Origin of the sequence: Butyricimonas faecalis (genome assembly GCF_003991565.1) — a bacterium.
Classification (GTDB): Bacteria; Bacteroidota; Bacteroidia; order Bacteroidales; family Marinifilaceae; genus Butyricimonas; species Butyricimonas faecalis.
The window spans coordinates 1,822,634-1,840,050 of the sequence record NZ_CP032819.1; the positions used below are offsets into that span (position 1 = coordinate 1,822,634).

Here is a 17,417-nt window from a genome sequence, read left to right on the forward strand (position 1 = left end):
AGTTCTATTATTTTACATCTAAATATTCTGCTTCCGGAATCGGTACAATATATTGATTCTCAGAACAATCTGTTGTTGCCCCGATCATACGTTTTACGTTATTCCGTTTATACGTGAAAAAGTTTTGTCCTTCTCCTACATATTCACGAATACTTTCTAACATGATACGTTCCTGACGATCTCCTTCTGTCAATGCCACGTATTCAATGTTACGTGCAGCGCAATATTCTTGATAAAGGGTATTTGCCTCATCCAATGTTCCACATTCCATGATAATAAAATAAATCTCAGGTAAACGCATAATCGGAAAATTGTCTTTACAATTACTCGTTGAATTAGTTAAGAACTGACTAAACTTATTAATCGTGATCGATGTTACCTTATATTTATCTAATATACTTCCATCAGGAGCATACCATGTTCCAGAACCTGTCCGCCAGAAATGCTGGTATCGCAAATCCTCCTCATACTTTTCTCCATACAGAACTTTTCCAAAATCAGGATCATTTGATGATGAAAGTCGCCCAAAAGCCCAACCAGAAGTACTGAAATCAAATGTTTCACATTTTGCTCCACAAATATGCTCAGAATAATGAGACAAATCCGTAGAAGTAAAACTATTCACGTCATCACTCGGTGTGGTCAATTTAAATTGTAATTGAGCCCATGACTCTGCTGAATCCTTAGCATCTTTTACTAACCTGGCATAACGCAATGCTTTTTCTTTCTCTCCGATCCATAAAGCCACACGAGCCTGCAAACCCAATACACCATAATAATTGATACGACTCTTACGATACGACCACGTGTATGAAGTTGACTCTGTATAGGAAATATTAGTCGTCAGCACCGGATCATATTTACTCAACAAAAATTCGGCACTATCCAAATCTGCCTGTACGTATTCCATAAATTGAGCAAAAGTGTGATACTCATAATTCCCTACATCATTTACCCGTACATAGGGCAAATACGTCTTACCTGCATCCACTTGGGAAGGAACGGGACCATAAGTACGTAATAAATCAAAATGACAACAAGCACGTAATGCAAAAGCCTCTCCACGTACCATATGATACACCTCAGGAGTAATCTTATCCCGGTGAGGCTCCATCTCTTTTAATAAAGAATTCAGATTAGCAATGATTTTATAAGGATACTGAAAAGTATAACTATTCACATTCTTTTGTGAATCTGTCTGCTCATAATTATGATTGGCCCAATTATAACCATCTGTATTCACTGCATAAAGGTATGTATTGGCCATATTCTCCACGGCACTAAGCCCACCAAAATATCCAGACGGCCCGTAAACAGTTTGACTTGCGAGCAGATACGCCCCATTCAAACCATATTTCACCCCGTTATCCGTTTGAAATAATGTTTCAGCCGTCATACTTGTTTCCGGTTGAACGGTTAACCAATCCGTACAAGCACTTAATGCCATTGTCAAACTCAGCCCCGTTACATATATAATTTTTTTCATCATAATACCAACCTTTAAAATGTACATGAAATTGAGAAATTAGGATTAATAGAAAACGGATAACTAGTTCCTCTTTCCCGTTCAATGGTAGAGAAATAAAAGATGTCTGACAAAGAAGTTGAAATAGATAAACTTTGCAACCTTGTAGCCCTCTTAAACCAATCTTGAGAGAATGTATAAGAAAGATTAATGTTATTACAACTAAACACATTATCCTTATGTATAAAAGCATCACATATATAGGTACTCAAATTACCATAATCGCCATACTTATTCTTATAACGGGCTTGATCCCCTATCTGCTTCCAACTATATTTTGTCATCCGACGATCCAAATTATAGGTCAAACCAGCATTCTCTCCTTTTGTCATTTCTGTCTGGTTTACGGCTTTTCCTCCCCATTTCACTCCAAACCCAATTGTCATGTTAAATCCGCCATAAAAAAATGAAGTACTGAAAGTTCCATTCAATTTCGGTTGTCGATCTCCCAAGTAAACCAAATCATCAGCATTCTGCTCCAGCGTTGTCGTTACCCCATCTTTCTTTAAAAATACACGTTGCCCTGATGTAGGATCGACACCTACCGTACGCAACCCATAAATAGCTTCCAAAGAACGCCCCTCTTGATATTTCACAAAATCTGTATTTGTACTCATACCTTTATTATGCATACTAATCCGTTCTTTAAAACCTTCAGATAATTTCACCACAACATTCTTCCGCTTAGAGAAAGATGCATTTAATGACCAATTAATTCTTTTCTCCGTATTCCGATACAAACCCACACTCACGTTTCCATCGAATCCTTCATTCCGAATTTTTCCGACATTTCCCGCAACCCGATCAAAACCATGAGATATTGGCAAATTCATATCTGTCAACGTATTATTAGTTAGAAAATTATAATAATTCAATGAAATTCTTATTCGACTATTGAATAAACCTACATCCAAACCTGCGTTATGTTGATACGTATTTTGTTGCTCCAAATCCGAATTCGCAAATTGGCTCAAAGTCCAAGCAATTCCCCCCAAATAAGTATAAGACGAATTTCTATTGAACACCTCTAAAGATTTTTCAGGAGAAACAAACATATTCCCTGTCACACCGAAAGAATAACGGAAACGCATTTCATTAATAAATGGCAGATGCTCTTTCACGAACGTTTCATTGCTAACAACCCATCCCGCACCTAAAGAGTAAAAATATTGGAAACGATTATTTTCACCAAAAGAAGAAGCTCCATTGTAGTTTATGGATAAATCCACAAAATAACGCTGGTTATAATAATAGTTGGCACTCGCAATCAAAGATGCTCTACGTACGGTACTCTCGCTTCCACTAGTTCCCCCAACACTCGGATAAGACATGGACATTCCCGGATGACTGACATTAGAAGAAATATATCCCGTCGCACTCCAATTAACATCATCCGAAATCGTCTCACTTAACTCTGCACTAACCCCGAGAGTTACCATATGCTTTTCCGAAAAAATATTATTATAATTCAACGCAAGTCGTACTTGCCACATTGTCTCCTCACTTTCTCTCCGAGCAAAAGACCCCTTTTTCTCTATTTCTGTCACATACTGAAAATTCTTATGCTCAGGAGGAGTAAAAGTATCTGATGTTTTGCTCTTACGATTCAACCCTAATGTTGCCGATGCTTTCAAATTTTCAGAAAGAGTTAAATCAATTATCGTATTACTGCGCAAATTAGTGTATTTCGTTTTATTCCATTTCCCCACGGCATAATCATATAATGGATTGTCAATAGGACCATAAGTAGAAAGAGGATGATAAAAATAATCAACCGGCTTTCCATTTTCGTCATACGGTTCCCAATACCTATTCATTTGTACATAATAATAAAATTGTCCGTAAGGAGAATCCTGGCTCTTGTTTATACCTACAGACAAACTTTGCCGTACATTCCATTTATTCTTATGATACCCTAATTGCATTGTTCCATTAAAGTTTTTACGATCAGACTTTTTCATCGCACCTTGAGTATCATCATACGCCAAACTCAACATGTAATTCCAATTTTCTTGACTCCCCATAAAACGCAAAACATGATTTTGTCCTACACCTGTACGTGTCGGAACTTTTAACCAGTCATAATTTACCCCGTCTGCAATTGCCGCCTCAAGTTCCTTATAGGCATCCTCCATCTTTTGACCATTGGGCAAATATGAATTCAAATTATCCCACACCCCATATAATTTCTCCGTTTCAAATTTTTCCGATGCAGTCATTAAATTATCATACGTACTAAAATCCGGAATTTGAAGATTCAACCGTCCTTCATAAGAAACAGTCAATGACCCCGCATTGGCCAAAGTTGTCGTAATAACAATTACTCCATTGGCCCCGCGAGACCCATATAACGAAGTCGCACTCGCATCCTTCAAAATAGTAATATTCTCTATATCATTCTGATTTAAATCCATTACCCGTTCCAAATCAACCTCAAAACCATCCATAATAAACAAGGGTTGATTATACTCCGGACGTTTCTTTTGATTCTCCAAATCAGAAATATCCAACATCGTAGATGCCCCTCTCAACTGTATTTCAGGTAATGTATTCGGATCCGACCCCATCTCGTTGTTCTGAACGATCAACAAACTGGCATCTATATTTGCTAATGTTTGAATTAAATTCCGTGAAAAATTTACCTTCAAATCCTCTTTTGTCACAGAAGTTACCGCCCCCGTGAAACTCTCTTTCGGCTTGTTGAAGATTCCTGTAACAACGACCTCTTCCACTTGCTGAAAATCCTCTTCCAACATAATACGAAGAGTATCCGTCTTCTCTGTAAAATCAATTTGTTTCTTCTTATACCCCACAAAAGAAAACTCCAACGTCCCTTTCTCCACGGGTAAATCTATCGCAAACCATCCTTGAGCATTGGTTGCCGTTCCTAATGAAACACCAACCATTCTCACGGTGACTCCCGGAAGCGGTTGCTTACTCTTATCATGTACCCAACCTTTCACTCTCACCGATTTTTTCTTCTCTTTCATATCCTGAGGTTGAATCACAACTACATGATCTTCGATTTTATACTCGAAGCCCGTGTTGCGAAGAACTTCATCCAGAATCTCTTGAATCGTAGCTTCATGCACATTGATCGATTTTACCCGGATATTTCTCACGTCATCCACGTTATAGATAAACGTAAATTCACTATTTGCCCGAATCGTTGAAAACACCTCTGTCAGAGCTACATTATTCAACGAAATTGTAAATTTCGCATTCTGTGAATAACTTGCCGCCGAGACAGAAACGGACAACAAGAAAAAAAAGCACAAAAATTTCATAGTCAACAATGTTTTTCGCAGCCTTATTTTCATAAGACTACTAGAGTTACATTTTTTTTTCATAACTTTGTTCTTGAGTTTTACATTGAATTAAATATTGAATGTATTCGGACAGATAGCATGGGGGTGCTGTCTGTCTTTTTTATTCATACACGTTTATAGTTCTATCTTTTATTTCAAATTTCACACGTTTAGTCTGTTCTATTCTTCTCAATATCTCGTTTATATCCTCGTATCGTTTAATCTCAACCGAGAATTTCATCTTTTTCAGCGTCGGATTCACATAAAAAATATTCACGTTATACCAGCGGGCCATATCGTCCAGTATCATCTCCAGATCAACATCCTCAAAATAAAAAATTCCCTCTTTCCATAACACATAATTACGGGCATCAACCTGTTTCACCTTAAACTTGTCATCAGACCAAATGGCTTGCTGATTAGGCAATAAAACAACCTGTTCATCACCTTTCTTCAACTGCACCTTTCCTGTTACCAACGTGGTCACCACATCTTCTTGATAAGCCGAAACATTAAAACTTGTTCCTAAAACCCGAATATCTACCCCGTTCACGGTCACAACAAAAGGTTTTTCCCTATTCTTTGCCACCTCAAAATAAACCTCTCCATCCATCTCCACTCTTCTTTCATCGCCCGTGAAAGCCACCGGATAACGCAACTTCGATTCCGTATTCAACCACACGCGGGTTCCATCAGCCAATTCCAACGAGAATTCTCCTCCCCGCGGCACGATCAACGTGTTATACTTCACTTCTGTCGATTGTCCAACTAAAGAATCCATTCCCGAATATTTCACCATATTATCCAATGTTAAAATTCGGGTACCTCCCTCCTCTTCCAATTGCAAGTTCGTTTCTGGTACCAAATCTACTCTCCTTCCATTGGCAAGTACAAGTTGTGCTTTCATACTACCATGTTCGATTTTGGTAACAGCAACATTCTCCACCTCTTGTTCTTCTTCATTTACAAACCAAAAAATCCCCATGCTCACGAACAATAATATAACTGCCGCATATTTACTCCACGTAATCCACCGAACTGTTTTCCGGATCGTATGAGATTTCACCGTCCTCCACCGGGATTCCATTATTTGTCTTCCCCGCTCTTGATCCTTACAGACCTCATTCCCAGTCTTTAACGATTCCAGAATATTCGTATATTCCTTCCGATGACGCTCATCCTCATCCAACCAACGGGTCAACACGGCCCGATCTCTTTCATCAATCGTTCCGGTCAACTCTTCGGCAATGAGCCGGGCTATATCCAAACGTTTTTTTAGTAAATCCATACTCTTACATTTGTCATTTTATCATAGAGATTACTTCAAATGAAAAGTGGGTAGGTAAAACAAGAAAAAAAATCAAAAAAAGAAAAGATTTAACATTTACTCCCCTAACAGGAACATAAAAACCACAAAATAATTCTTTGACAACAAACTTCTTAAGGCCTCGTAAGCAGATTTTTTCAAATACTTCACCGTGTTCACGGAAATACTTAATTCTTCTGCAACTTCCGGATTAGTTTTCCCTTCCAAATTCAAAAGAATCACTTTACGAGTCTGTGGTGACAACCGGTCAATAGCAGTATATAGAATCCGCATGGTTTCCTGTCGGGTAACCTCCTGCAAAAAATCATAATCATCCACGTCATTCTCATCCAACTGTGCAAAATAATGTTCCTTCGCCTGTTGATGCTTACAATGATTCCAATACAAATGGCGTGCAACCGTGTATAAAAAAGCTTTTCCGTAATCAACCGAAACGATCTCATCTCGCCGTTCATACACCCGAATAAAAGTCTCTTGTGCTAAATCAGCCGCTAATTCATCATCCCCCGTGTACCGTTTCATGAAAGCATACACGGAGGAAAAATTCTCCCGAAAGAATACTTCAAAATCTTTATTGGACTGAATAATAGCACTCATAGTGCTACAAAAATAACTATTCCTCCGAAATATTCAAATACACAATAATCGAATCAACGAACTTTATATTTCTTAAAACAACAAACCATCCCGCACTTCAAGATATGACTGAATTAATCGGGAGACAGCATATTCTCCCACCCGATCATCAGGTACTTTCAAATATTTTCCCATACTCCTCGAAAATGAATCAATTCGAATTTCATAAAATACAGGAAATATCACCCGATGGGACAAAACGTGTTTCTTCGCCACGTACTCCCGAACAATTTCAATATTTTCGATGCCATCAAATAATTCCTGAAAAACAACCATCCCGGACAATTCCTCCCACGTAACCGCTCGTTCCGTTTCGATTAACGGAAACTCGTAGAGATTACGCCAAATATCATTCCCCATCCGCTTGGATAAAAGGGTCATTCCCTGCCCATGTACATACAAATAATTAAAATAACGAGGTTTCACCACGGTCTTCCCATTTTTCACGGGTAATCGCTCCACTCGCCGGGCAGACAATCCCAAACACTTTCCGTTTAAAGGACAACTCTCGCAATCCGGTGATTTGGGCACACATTGCAACGCCCCGAACTCCATCATCGCCTGGTTAAACAAATCCGGACGACGTTCATCCAATAGGGATTGTGCCAATGCCGTAAAATACTTCTTCCCTTCTCCCCCATCAATCGGTAAATCTATATCAAACAACCGGGCCAACACCCGAAAAACATTTCCGTCCACAGCAGCATAAGACAACCGGTAAGCAAAAGAACAAATGGCTGCTGCCGTGTAATCACCAATTCCTCTCAACGAAAGAACCTCTTCTCGTGTACGGGGGAAAACGCCGCCAAAATCATTCATAATCTGCCGGGCTGCTGCATGAAGATTTCTAGCCCGGCTATAATACCCCAACCCCTGCCAATACTTCATCACCTCATCCTCATCCGCCCCGGCAAGTGCTGCCACATTGGGAAACCGTTCCGTGAATCGGTTAAAATACTCCAATCCTTGTACCACCCTGGTCTGTTGAAGTATGATCTCCGAAATCCAGATCAGGTAAGGATCAGAAGTTTTTCGCCACGGTAAATCCCGCTTGTTTCCCTCGTACCAATGAATCAATATGTCGCTAATCTCTCTATCTTCCATCTCGTGTAATTATTCGCCACGAAGATAGTAAAAACATCGGATCAAAAGGTTACTATACTCAAAACAAAAGGGATCACCATCACGGCAATCCCTTTCCATTCACTAATAACAAAAAAATCTATCCCTATTCCAAATGGGCCCGGATCATCCAAGTTACTTTTTCTTTCTTCTCAATCATATCTTCCAAGAAATTGGATGTCCCGAAGTCCTTTGACTCTTCTTTATCTATTGTTTCCAAATCTTCACGGATTTGACGGATTAACTCGGCATTGTCATCCAGCAAAGCGGTTAACATTCCCTTGGCATCAGGCAAGGCCTTTTCCTCATCCTGTTCTTTAATGCGATTATGCTCCAAGCATCCTTTCAGAGAACCGATAGGGCGTTCGTCCAAATCACGAACACGCTCGGCAATGCTATCAATATCTTCAATCAAGCCATTGTAAAGATCTTCCAAAAAAGTGTGGTAAGACCTGAAACTCGGGCCCTTCATATTCCAGTGGTAATTCCAAGTTTTAGCAAGTAAAACAAAATGGTCTGCCAACAGGTTATTCAAAATGGTTTTGCTGGATTTAATCATTGCAGCATCTAAACCGATATTTCCTTTCATCATAACTATAAATATTTAAAAGTTCATTTCTATTTCGTTTTCAACACTTATAGAAACGAAAGGGACGCTATAAAGTTTCAATTCATGGCTTAAAATTCAATATTTTTTCTCGCACCGGGATACAATAAGTTCAGGGACTATTCGTTACTTCAGTCCTCTCTTATGCAACAAAGGATCTTCCGACGGCTCCTGACCGCGGAATTTGATATACTGCTGCATCGGATCTGCATATCCGCCTTCTGACAGAACATATTTTCTAAACTTACCAGCCAACTCTTTATTATAAATATCCCCGGAAGACTTGAATGCTTGGAACGCGTCCGCATCCAACACTTCGGCCCAGAGATACACGTAATATCCCGCACTGTAACCTCCATCAAAAATATGAGAGAAATACGTAGAGCGATAGCGAGGTAATATCTCTTTGATCAAACCGTATTTATCCATCGAGGCTTTCTCGAAAGCGTTCACGTCAAAATCCTTCACTTCTGTATTAGAGTACCAATCCATGTCGAGCAAAGCAGCCGCCACGTATTCCACCGTCGCAAATCCCTGGTTAAAATGTCCGCTCTCCTGAATCTTCTGGATTAACGCATCCGGCATCGTTTCGCCAGTCTGGTAATGTTTTGCATACATTTTCAACACGTCCGGTTCACTCGCCCAATTCTCCATCACCTGTGAAGGCAACTCTACCATATCGTGAGGAATAGTACCCGCAATCCGCTGGTAATCGCCACGAGTAAAGAATCCGTGCAAGGCATGTCCGAACTCATGGAACATCGTTTCCGTGTCATCCCAACTCAACAAAACGGGAGCATCCCCCACGGCCGGAGAAAAATTGTAAACCAGAGAAACTAACGGCATCTCCTCCTGCCCGTCCACTTTCGTGTAATGACGGAATTCGGTCATCCATGCTCCTGCCGACTTGCTGGCACGCGTGTAATAATCCAAATACAAAATACCGAGAGAAGTCCCATCAGCCTCTTTCACCTCGTAAGTCTCCACTTGCGGGTGATACAACGGAATATCCGTTCTCTTATGCATGGTGATTCCATACAATTTATTGGCAACCGCAAACATCCCATCCCGCACGTTTTCCAGTTTCAGATAAGGAGCCATCTCGGATTCGTCCAAATCATACTTCTGTTTCCGCAACTTCTCCGCGTAATACCACCAATCCCAACTTTCCAACTTAGACTTCATTCCTTCTTTCGCAGCGATGGCCTGCATTTCAGCTAATTCCTGTTTGGCAACCTTCAATGCCGGTTCCCACACACGCCCCATGAAATCATAGATAGCCTTCGGAGTTTTGGCCATATTCACGTCTACCACGTAAGCGGCATAAGTGTCAAATCCCAGCAATTTAGCCTTTTCCGTTCTCAAGTTCACCATTTTAGCTAACACGACCTTATTATCGTTAGCATTGTCATTATTCCCGCGCATGTAATATCCTTTGTACAACTTCTCCCGCAAATCACGATTTTGGGCATACGTCAGGAAAGGAATCATACTTGGTTTTTGAACCGTGAAAACCCATTTACCTTCCATCCCCCGCTCTTTAGCCTCGGCAGCAGCGGCAGCAATAGAAGTTTCCGGAAGTCCGGCCAAGTCATTCTCGTTATCAACAACCAGCGTGAAAGCATTTGTCTCTTTCAACAGGTTATCCCCGTACTGCAAACTCAATTTAGCCAATTCACCATTAATCTGCATCATCTTAGCCTTATCGGCATCATTCAGATTCGCACCTCCACGCACGAAATCATTGTAATACAATTCCAACGTACGCAAGGCCAGAGCATCCAATCCCAAAGTCTCCCGCTTATCGTACAAAGCCTTGATCCGGGCAAACAATTTAGGATTCATGTTAATCTCATCCCCGTGGGCTGTTACGGCAGGACTGATTTCCAGGGCCAACTGCTGCATTTCGTCATTCTTCATCGCCTCATACAGGTTGAAGAATATCGATGAGGTCTGATTCAGCAACTCCCCGGCCCGATCAAGAGCTACGATCGTATTCTCGAAAGTCGGTTCTTCCGGATTATTCACGATAGCCTCGATTTCTGCCTTGTGTTGTTTCATGCCTTCCTCGAAAGCCGGCTTATAATCCGCCGGTTTTATCTTATCAAAAGGAGGAGTTTGAAACGGGGTTTCAAACTTCTGCATCAACGGATTGTTCACTTGCTTAGCACCATCCTTACAAGACGTTACTAACGCGGTAACACTCAAAAGTAATATAACGCTCTTTTTCATGAATAAAGTAATTTATATTTAAGTATATTTATCTCCACGTCCACAAAAACAAGGTAAAGATATAGATTATCCGCTACAAAGCATTCGTTTGGCAGTTAAAAGATTATTTTTAGCGTATGCAAAATTTTAATTAACTTCGCCATCAAAGTAAAAATACCAAAATCAATCAAATATGATAAAACATTCGTTCTTATGCATGGTCATCCTGCTTGTTTCCATCAGCACGACCGTGTTTGCACAAAAAGGCGGACCTCGTTCCGGCTACAACTTTACAACCATCGTTGACTTGAAAACGACCCCGGTAAAGAATCAACAAAGCGTGGGAACATGCTGGGACTACGCGACCCTCTCCTTCCTGGAATCCGAATTACTGCGCAAAGGCAAACCAGTCTATGACCTGGCAGAACTTTACGTGGCTAAAAACGCATACTTCGAGAAAGGATTACGTTACGTCCAATTCCACGGGAAGACAAACTTCAGCGAAGGCGGACAAGCTCACGACGTAATAGACATGATCAAAAAGTACGGTATTGTCCCGGAAGAAGTATATACCGGATTGCAATACGGACGGGACTTTCACATTCATGCAGAAATGGTGGCTGCTTTGCAAGGAATCCTTGACGCCGTGAACAAAAACCCGAACCGGCAAATTACTCCTGTGTGGACCAAAGGTTTCATGAGATACATCGAGGCTTACCTGGGTGACACCCCGCAAACATTCACTTACGAGGGCAAAGAGTACACCCCGCAAAGTTTTGCGACATCCCTGGATCTAAATTTGAGTGATTACGTGGAATTGACCTCTTACCAGATGTATCCTTTCTACGAAGAAGTGGAACTCACGATTCCCGACAACTGGATGCACGCCCGTTACTACAACCTGCCGATTGACGAACTCATGGAGGTAATGAACAATGCCTTGAAAAACGGATACTCCGTATGCTGGGATGGCGACGTAAGCCACAACGGTTTCAGCCACCCGAGCGGATTGGCCATTCTCCCGACAAACAACCCGGAAGAGATGATCAATGCCGAGATCGACAAGTGGACCACCCTTAGCGCAAAAGATCGGGAACGTAAAATGCAGTCCTTCGAATCTCCCGTGCCGGAAATGAAAGTGGATGACAACAAACGTCAATTCACTTTTAACAACCGCCAGACAACAGACGATCACCTGATGCACATCACCGGCATGCTAAAGGATCAAAACGGTACGATTTACTATAAGACCAAAAACTCATGGGGAGAAGACCGTAACTCCTTCGGTGGTTATCTTTATATGTCCGAACCCTTCTGCCGCTTGCAGACCGTGGCAATCATGGTGCACAAAGATGCGATTCCGAAAGCAATTCGCAAGAAATTAGGATTATAACGATAATAAAAAACAGCATCAAAATGATGCTGTTTTTTATTATCGTTAAAATGAATGATCATCCGCTATCGACATAAACTTCTTACGTATCCATTGAGAGATCTTCGTCGTGATTTCCGGACCGGAATAAGGAATAAACTCTTCATACATATCCGCCTGCTCAAAATTATCAATTCCCACAGACAAAACCTCGATGCCCCTCTTCTTTCCTTCCCGCACGACTTCCCACACGTGTTCACGGGCATCCTCCCCGTCATACCCCGTGGCAGAAGGAGCCCCGTCGGAAATCATGAAAAACAATTTATTCTTGGCATCCGACTTAAACTTGTCAAAACAATACAGCATGGCATACCCGTCGGCATTGGCATGTAACGCCTGTTGAGAAAACAATTTCCCCAGTTGCAGTTTTTCACCCCGGTCGTGAAAACGAATAATCTCGATGCCCTCATCCCCACAGCGATGCCCGTATATCGAATAATACACCGCGTTCGGGTACTTGTTGAAAGCCAAAGCCAACGCGGAAGAGATCACAATTTGCGTGGGAATCTTCTCCCCCGTACACATCGAACCGGATAAATCCAAAAGAATAACCACCTCCAGTATTGCCGAAGGAGCCATTACTTCTTCAAAAAATATATTTCGGTTATATCGGGATTGATACAATTCATCCTCATCCAACTCCCCGGAATCCTGCTCGTAGATCACCCGGGCACGATCCATCTTCCCGGAGAACATGGCCAGACTCAATTGTATTTTGGCAGCCAATTCCTTTGCCCGGTTCAATAAATCATCCGAAATTTCAGCTACATCAGCCTCGAACTCCTCGATATGGTCACAAACACCCAATGTTCCCTTCCACTCCAGCTTCGACCGCTCCGGACTCACGTATAGTTGGGTCGAAAAGACAGGCTCCTGATTCAATGTTTTCCGCAAATCACGAATAACGGATTCTGCCATTTTAATCTGCTTATCCGTCTTAAAATCCTCAATCCTCTTCATCGCCTTTTTCATCTCCTGCAAAAAGAAATGATCCGGACATACCTCCTTCTCCTGAAACAAATCGGTCAACATTCCCGCGTACCAAACAACCTCCTTGTAAGTCAACTCCCCGTAATCCTTGATTGATTTCAAAATGGCATTCACTTGCCGCACCTTCCCGTCATTACCGGGAAACGACAACACTTCCCGCATATAATTACTCTCATCCAGCAGATTCGGGTACAATATTTTAGAACAGATGTAATCATACAAAGCCTCGGAACCATCCATTCCCCGATGTACCCCATCTTCACTCTGCCCGCCATAGAATCCCATGTAATGTTCCACGGCATTCAACCCCATGGCCAACCCCAACTTGCGAGCTGCGTACAAATAATAGTGATAACCGGGAAACTCCTTTACAAGCTTCGACTCCACCCGCCGATCTTCGATGAAATGAATCATATCATAGTGCATCGGCGTGTAGCGCAACTCTCCGTCACTCAACCCCGCAACATCTTGCCCCGTGTAAACCAGATGCGCCAACTCGTGAACGAAATACCCGAAAAAAACAAATACCCTCGTCTCATCCGACACCCCCAACCGCAACAATTTCAAATTTAGGGTAATATGCTTGGGATTCATCGACAAACTAGGAACCCGATTGGAAAGTACCATTTTGGGAATCTCCCCCGTGACATGAAAAGCGATCCTCGCGCACACTGGAACCAATTTCAACAAATCCGTGGTTCCCAGATCCCGATCCAGTAAATTTCGGGCCGTGGGGAAATTACCCCACCAATCCCGATCAATAAACTGCTCGTCATATATCTCTTCTATCCGTCGATAATCCATGACCGCCCGTTCAAAGAGTTTGTATTAAGGAACGAGCTACCGTCTCTTCCCCCGTAATCACGTAGTTCGTGAGGATCACTCGCTCGATCACCTCATCCAACCGATACCCTAACGGAATATAAGCCGCCGCATCCAACACCTGACGAGTCGAAAGGGAAACGGATAACGTTTCTTTTTGCTCGGCCAAACGTAACACCTCAGCCACCTTCGCTAATTGAGTAGCCACATCGCGAGGCACTTTCGGAAAACGAGCCCGAATCAGTGCAGCCTCTTCCGCCGTGGTCAAGTAATTCAACCGAACTTTGATAAACCGATCTTCAAAAGCCGTATCCAAACGCTGCGTGGAAACATAAGCGAATCCCACGTTACCTGCTGCCACGAAAAGCACATTCTCGCCTTTATTATAGCGTTTTCCGGAATCCTCGTCATAAATATACGATTGTTGACGATCCAAAATAGTCATCAGGAAATTGGCGGCCACCATCGGTGTACGCGTCAACTCATCCAGAAATATTAACGTAGGCTTAGTCGACACAAAAGCCTTGAAAAACTCCGAATGCACCGCTTTCGTCTTCCCGTCATCCCCGATAATCAATCCTCCCACGAACATCTTTTTCGGCTTAAAAGCCTGTCCCATATCAAAAGCGAAATACTCCATCCCCATGGCATCTGCCAACTCCTTGGCAATAGAAGACTTCCCACACCCTTTCGGGCCGAGCAAAAAAGGATACCGCTTCAAATAGAGCGTGTGACATAAAAATTCCCACGTCTGAACGGGAATACACAAACTATCCGAATGTTTCGGCGGGGTAAAAGGAAAAAGAGTAGCCTGCCCAGCTACATACACACGATTTGTCATATTATTCTTGTCTAACGAATTTATGGCTAAAGTTACACATCTTTCATTGAAAATCTCATAAAACATGAATTTGTTTATAGAAATATTCAGTCCCGAAATGCACACCTCTCCCGAAACAGCCACCTCAATAGAACAAGATAGAATAAAAACAAACGGATTAACGGGAAGTAGATATTCAAAAAGAGGAGGCTATGTGAAAAATAAGTTTTCACATAGCCTCTTCTTACAGGTTACAACTCAATCACATTGTTAGGATCATCAACCCAATCTGTTGTTTCCGCATCAAACTCAATTGGTTTCAAGATCTCATCCCCTTCAGCATCGTAACCGCCCCCAAAAATCAACGTATAGATATAACGTTTACCCGGTTCCCATGAAGCTCCGAATGGAACATAAATTGTTCCGTATGCATTTGCTGAACCACACAAATAAACTCCCGACTGCTGGATTTTACAAGAAATCTCCAAATAAGACTGCCCAGCATCATCAGCATTTTCTTTAGTTTTCGTACCATCCTTAACACCCCATGCTGTCAATGTCTGCGGAATCGTCAATAATGGATGATCGCTGGAAATATCCGTTGCATTTGTATTGCTGTTCACTTCGATTGCAGCATTTCCTACTACGGTAGGAGCATAAGTACCCAGCTTAATATTTCCAACACCAACTACCTCCCAATTGGCAGATGTCGGAGCTATGCCAGTATTTGGCAAAGTAAAATATCCGCTCATCTTGGCATTTTTAATCTTTATGTCACTTATGACAACATTCATTGTAGCAAGTTCCGTTTTTGCCTTGAAAACTACTTGTGAAAGGATATGCCTGAACGTAAATTTCACTTTTCCATTCGCAGTCTTCGTCTGATTCTTGGCTATGCCATACATAACATCGTGATTGGCATGTATATTTGGGTCTGTAACTGTTGGATTATATTCATCCAAACAATTATAATAAATTTTCTGACTGTCATGATTGAAATTCCATACATAATGATGTGCTGGATCGCTACCTACAAGACTTGCAGGGCTAATAGCATAAAAATCCAAAGCCTCGGTAGGCCAATAATGAATTTCTTCAGGATCATCATAATCCCACTTGCCACCTTTATACACAATTTTTACACCGTCATGAGCAAACTCAGTATCAACCTTTCCCATAAAGGCCGTTCCATCTGCCGTATATGCGAACACATCAAAATCCGTCGTCGTCAAATTATTCGGTGTAATAGGCGTCGCCCTAGTTTCTGCAGCATTCCCTACAACGTGAAAACCAATTGCATTTTGTGAAAGGTTATCCACGCTTGCGATTTCTTCGTTTGAACAACCAGTCAGCAATGCTCCAGAGATTGCTGCTAGCATTAAAAATGTTTGTTTCATAAAAAGAATAAATTAAAAAAATAAAAATATAATTATTTCAGTCTTTTAGCAGTTGATGTCATGATCTCCATCTTTCCAGTTTTCCACCGCTGCATCAAAATTGATCGGGGTAAGAATAGCTTTTCCGTCGGAGTCATAACCACCTCCAAATATCAACGTATAAACATAGCGTTTACCCGGCATCCAGTCTGCGCTGAACGGTATATAGATGTTGAGTAACCAGCGTCATCCGTTGTTGTTAAATCCTGTCCGTTTTGCTTAAGGATACATGTAACCGACAAATAACTCTGTCCGACTTCATCGGCCCCTGCTATGTTTTTCTTGTCGTCGCCCGAAACAACCCATGCTGTCACGCCCTGCGGTACAACAAGCGAAGGAGAATCTCCACTTACAGTAATATCCGTATCGTCAGTCCCGACACTTATATTCCCATCTTTTATGATATAAGGGGAATATGTATCGGCTTCATCGACCTTCGACCAGCAATCTCTACTCGTCTCTACATCAGCCTTCGTATATTGAACATCAGGATAGGTGAAAGTTCCGCCTTGCTTGATGTTGTGCAATTTTATGTCTTTTATGGTTACCGTCATGGATTCCAAATTCTTTTTCGCCTTGAAAACGATTTGCGAAAGGATGTGCTTGAAATGAAACTTCACCACGCCGTTATTCGTACTATACACCTGTTCCCTAGCGATACCATACATCACATCGTGGTTCTTATGCTTCACCTGTATATTATCATCCGGCAAGTCGGTATTAAATTCATCCAGACATTTGTAGTGAACTCCTTGGAATTTATTTGTAAATTCCCATTCATAATGCTCATCCGACCGTCCGATTGTAGTTCCCGGATATATCGCGTAGAAATTCAACACATCCACAGGCCAATAGTGAACTTCGCTCAAGTTAGAATAATACCATTTGTTTAGCTTGTCATACCACTTTATCCTCACGCCATGATGATTATAGTTCACATCAACGCATCCGATAAAAGGCACACCGTTCGTAGTATAACAGAAAACGCTAAAGTCCTCACTCTTCAAATTAGATGAATTGATAGGAGTAACCCTTGTCTCTACCGCATTACTCAAAACATTAAAACTTATTACATTCCGAGAAGAAGTTTCCACATTCGCAATCTCCATATCGGAGCATCCTGCCAATAATACCCCAAAGATCGCTACCCATGTCACACTCATTTTGTTCATAGCACGAAT

General features: G+C 41.6%; 12 protein-coding genes. 1 reads left to right on the forward strand and 11 read right to left on the reverse strand.

Going from position 1 to position 17,417, the window contains the following annotated elements; genetic code table 11:
- Positions 1-7: 7 nt before the first annotated feature.
- The 7 genes from D8S85_RS08160 to D8S85_RS08190 all read right to left on the reverse strand — a co-directional run bounded on the left by D8S85_RS08160 (position 8) and on the right by D8S85_RS08190 (position 10,757).
- Entirely contained in the window at positions 8-1,489 is a 1,482-nt protein-coding gene (locus D8S85_RS08160) for a RagB/SusD family nutrient uptake outer membrane protein (RefSeq protein ID WP_158641526.1), read from the reverse strand.
- An 11-nt stretch (positions 1,490-1,500) separates the two neighbouring features.
- Positions 1,501-4,812, reverse strand: coding sequence for a SusC/RagA family TonB-linked outer membrane protein (locus D8S85_RS08165; protein WP_172726486.1), 3,312 nt, complete (start codon positions 4,810-4,812; stop codon positions 1,501-1,503).
- A gap of 142 nt (positions 4,813-4,954) precedes the next feature.
- Positions 4,955-6,121 carry a FecR family protein gene (locus D8S85_RS08170; RefSeq protein ID WP_106480270.1) on the reverse strand — a complete coding sequence of 389 codons (1,167 nt, stop codon included), beginning with the start codon at positions 6,119-6,121 and terminating at the stop codon, positions 4,955-4,957.
- Between the two features lie 96 nt (positions 6,122-6,217).
- Positions 6,218-6,757 carry an RNA polymerase sigma factor gene (locus D8S85_RS08175; RefSeq protein WP_106480271.1) on the reverse strand — a complete coding sequence of 180 codons (540 nt, stop codon included), beginning with the start codon at positions 6,755-6,757 and terminating at the stop codon, positions 6,218-6,220.
- A 72-nt stretch (positions 6,758-6,829) separates the two neighbouring features.
- Positions 6,830-7,900: an A/G-specific adenine glycosylase gene (mutY, locus tag D8S85_RS08180; protein ID WP_106480272.1), complete on the reverse strand. Its 1,071-nt coding sequence runs from the start codon at positions 7,898-7,900 to the stop codon at positions 6,830-6,832.
- A gap of 124 nt (positions 7,901-8,024) precedes the next feature.
- Positions 8,025-8,510, reverse strand: coding sequence for a Dps family protein (locus tag D8S85_RS08185; RefSeq protein WP_228423162.1), 486 nt, complete (start codon positions 8,508-8,510; stop codon positions 8,025-8,027).
- Between the two features lie 141 nt (positions 8,511-8,651).
- On the reverse strand, positions 8,652-10,757 hold the full coding sequence (locus tag D8S85_RS08190) for a M3 family metallopeptidase (protein ID WP_106480273.1): 2,106 nt from the start codon (positions 10,755-10,757) through the stop codon (positions 8,652-8,654).
- Positions 10,758-10,929: 172 nt separating this feature from the next.
- Here D8S85_RS08190 and D8S85_RS08195 point away from each other — a divergent pair, with 172 nt between their 5' ends.
- Complete coding sequence (locus tag D8S85_RS08195) at positions 10,930-12,129, forward strand: C1 family peptidase (RefSeq protein WP_228423163.1); 1,200 nt, start codon at positions 10,930-10,932, stop codon at positions 12,127-12,129.
- A gap of 45 nt (positions 12,130-12,174) precedes the next feature.
- Here the strand turns inward: D8S85_RS08195 and D8S85_RS08200 are convergent, their stop codons facing one another.
- The 4 genes from D8S85_RS08200 to D8S85_RS08215 all read right to left on the reverse strand — a co-directional run bounded on the left by D8S85_RS08200 (position 12,175) and on the right by D8S85_RS08215 (position 17,408).
- Complete coding sequence (locus D8S85_RS08200) at positions 12,175-13,962, reverse strand: vWA domain-containing protein (protein ID WP_106480275.1); 1,788 nt, start codon at positions 13,960-13,962, stop codon at positions 12,175-12,177.
- Positions 13,963-13,972: 10 nt separating this feature from the next.
- Positions 13,973-14,821 carry an AAA family ATPase gene (locus D8S85_RS08205; protein WP_106625028.1) on the reverse strand — a complete coding sequence of 283 codons (849 nt, stop codon included), beginning with the start codon at positions 14,819-14,821 and terminating at the stop codon, positions 13,973-13,975.
- 230 nt (positions 14,822-15,051) lie between these two features.
- Positions 15,052-16,197 (reverse strand): fimbrillin family protein, encoded by a 1,146-nt coding sequence (locus D8S85_RS08210; RefSeq protein WP_205702822.1) that lies wholly within the window; start codon positions 16,195-16,197, stop codon positions 15,052-15,054.
- 152 nt (positions 16,198-16,349) lie between these two features.
- Positions 16,350-17,408 carry a fimbrillin family protein gene (locus D8S85_RS08215; RefSeq protein ID WP_317128932.1) on the reverse strand — a complete coding sequence of 353 codons (1,059 nt, stop codon included), beginning with the start codon at positions 17,406-17,408 and terminating at the stop codon, positions 16,350-16,352.
- Positions 17,409-17,417: the final 9 nt, after the last annotated feature.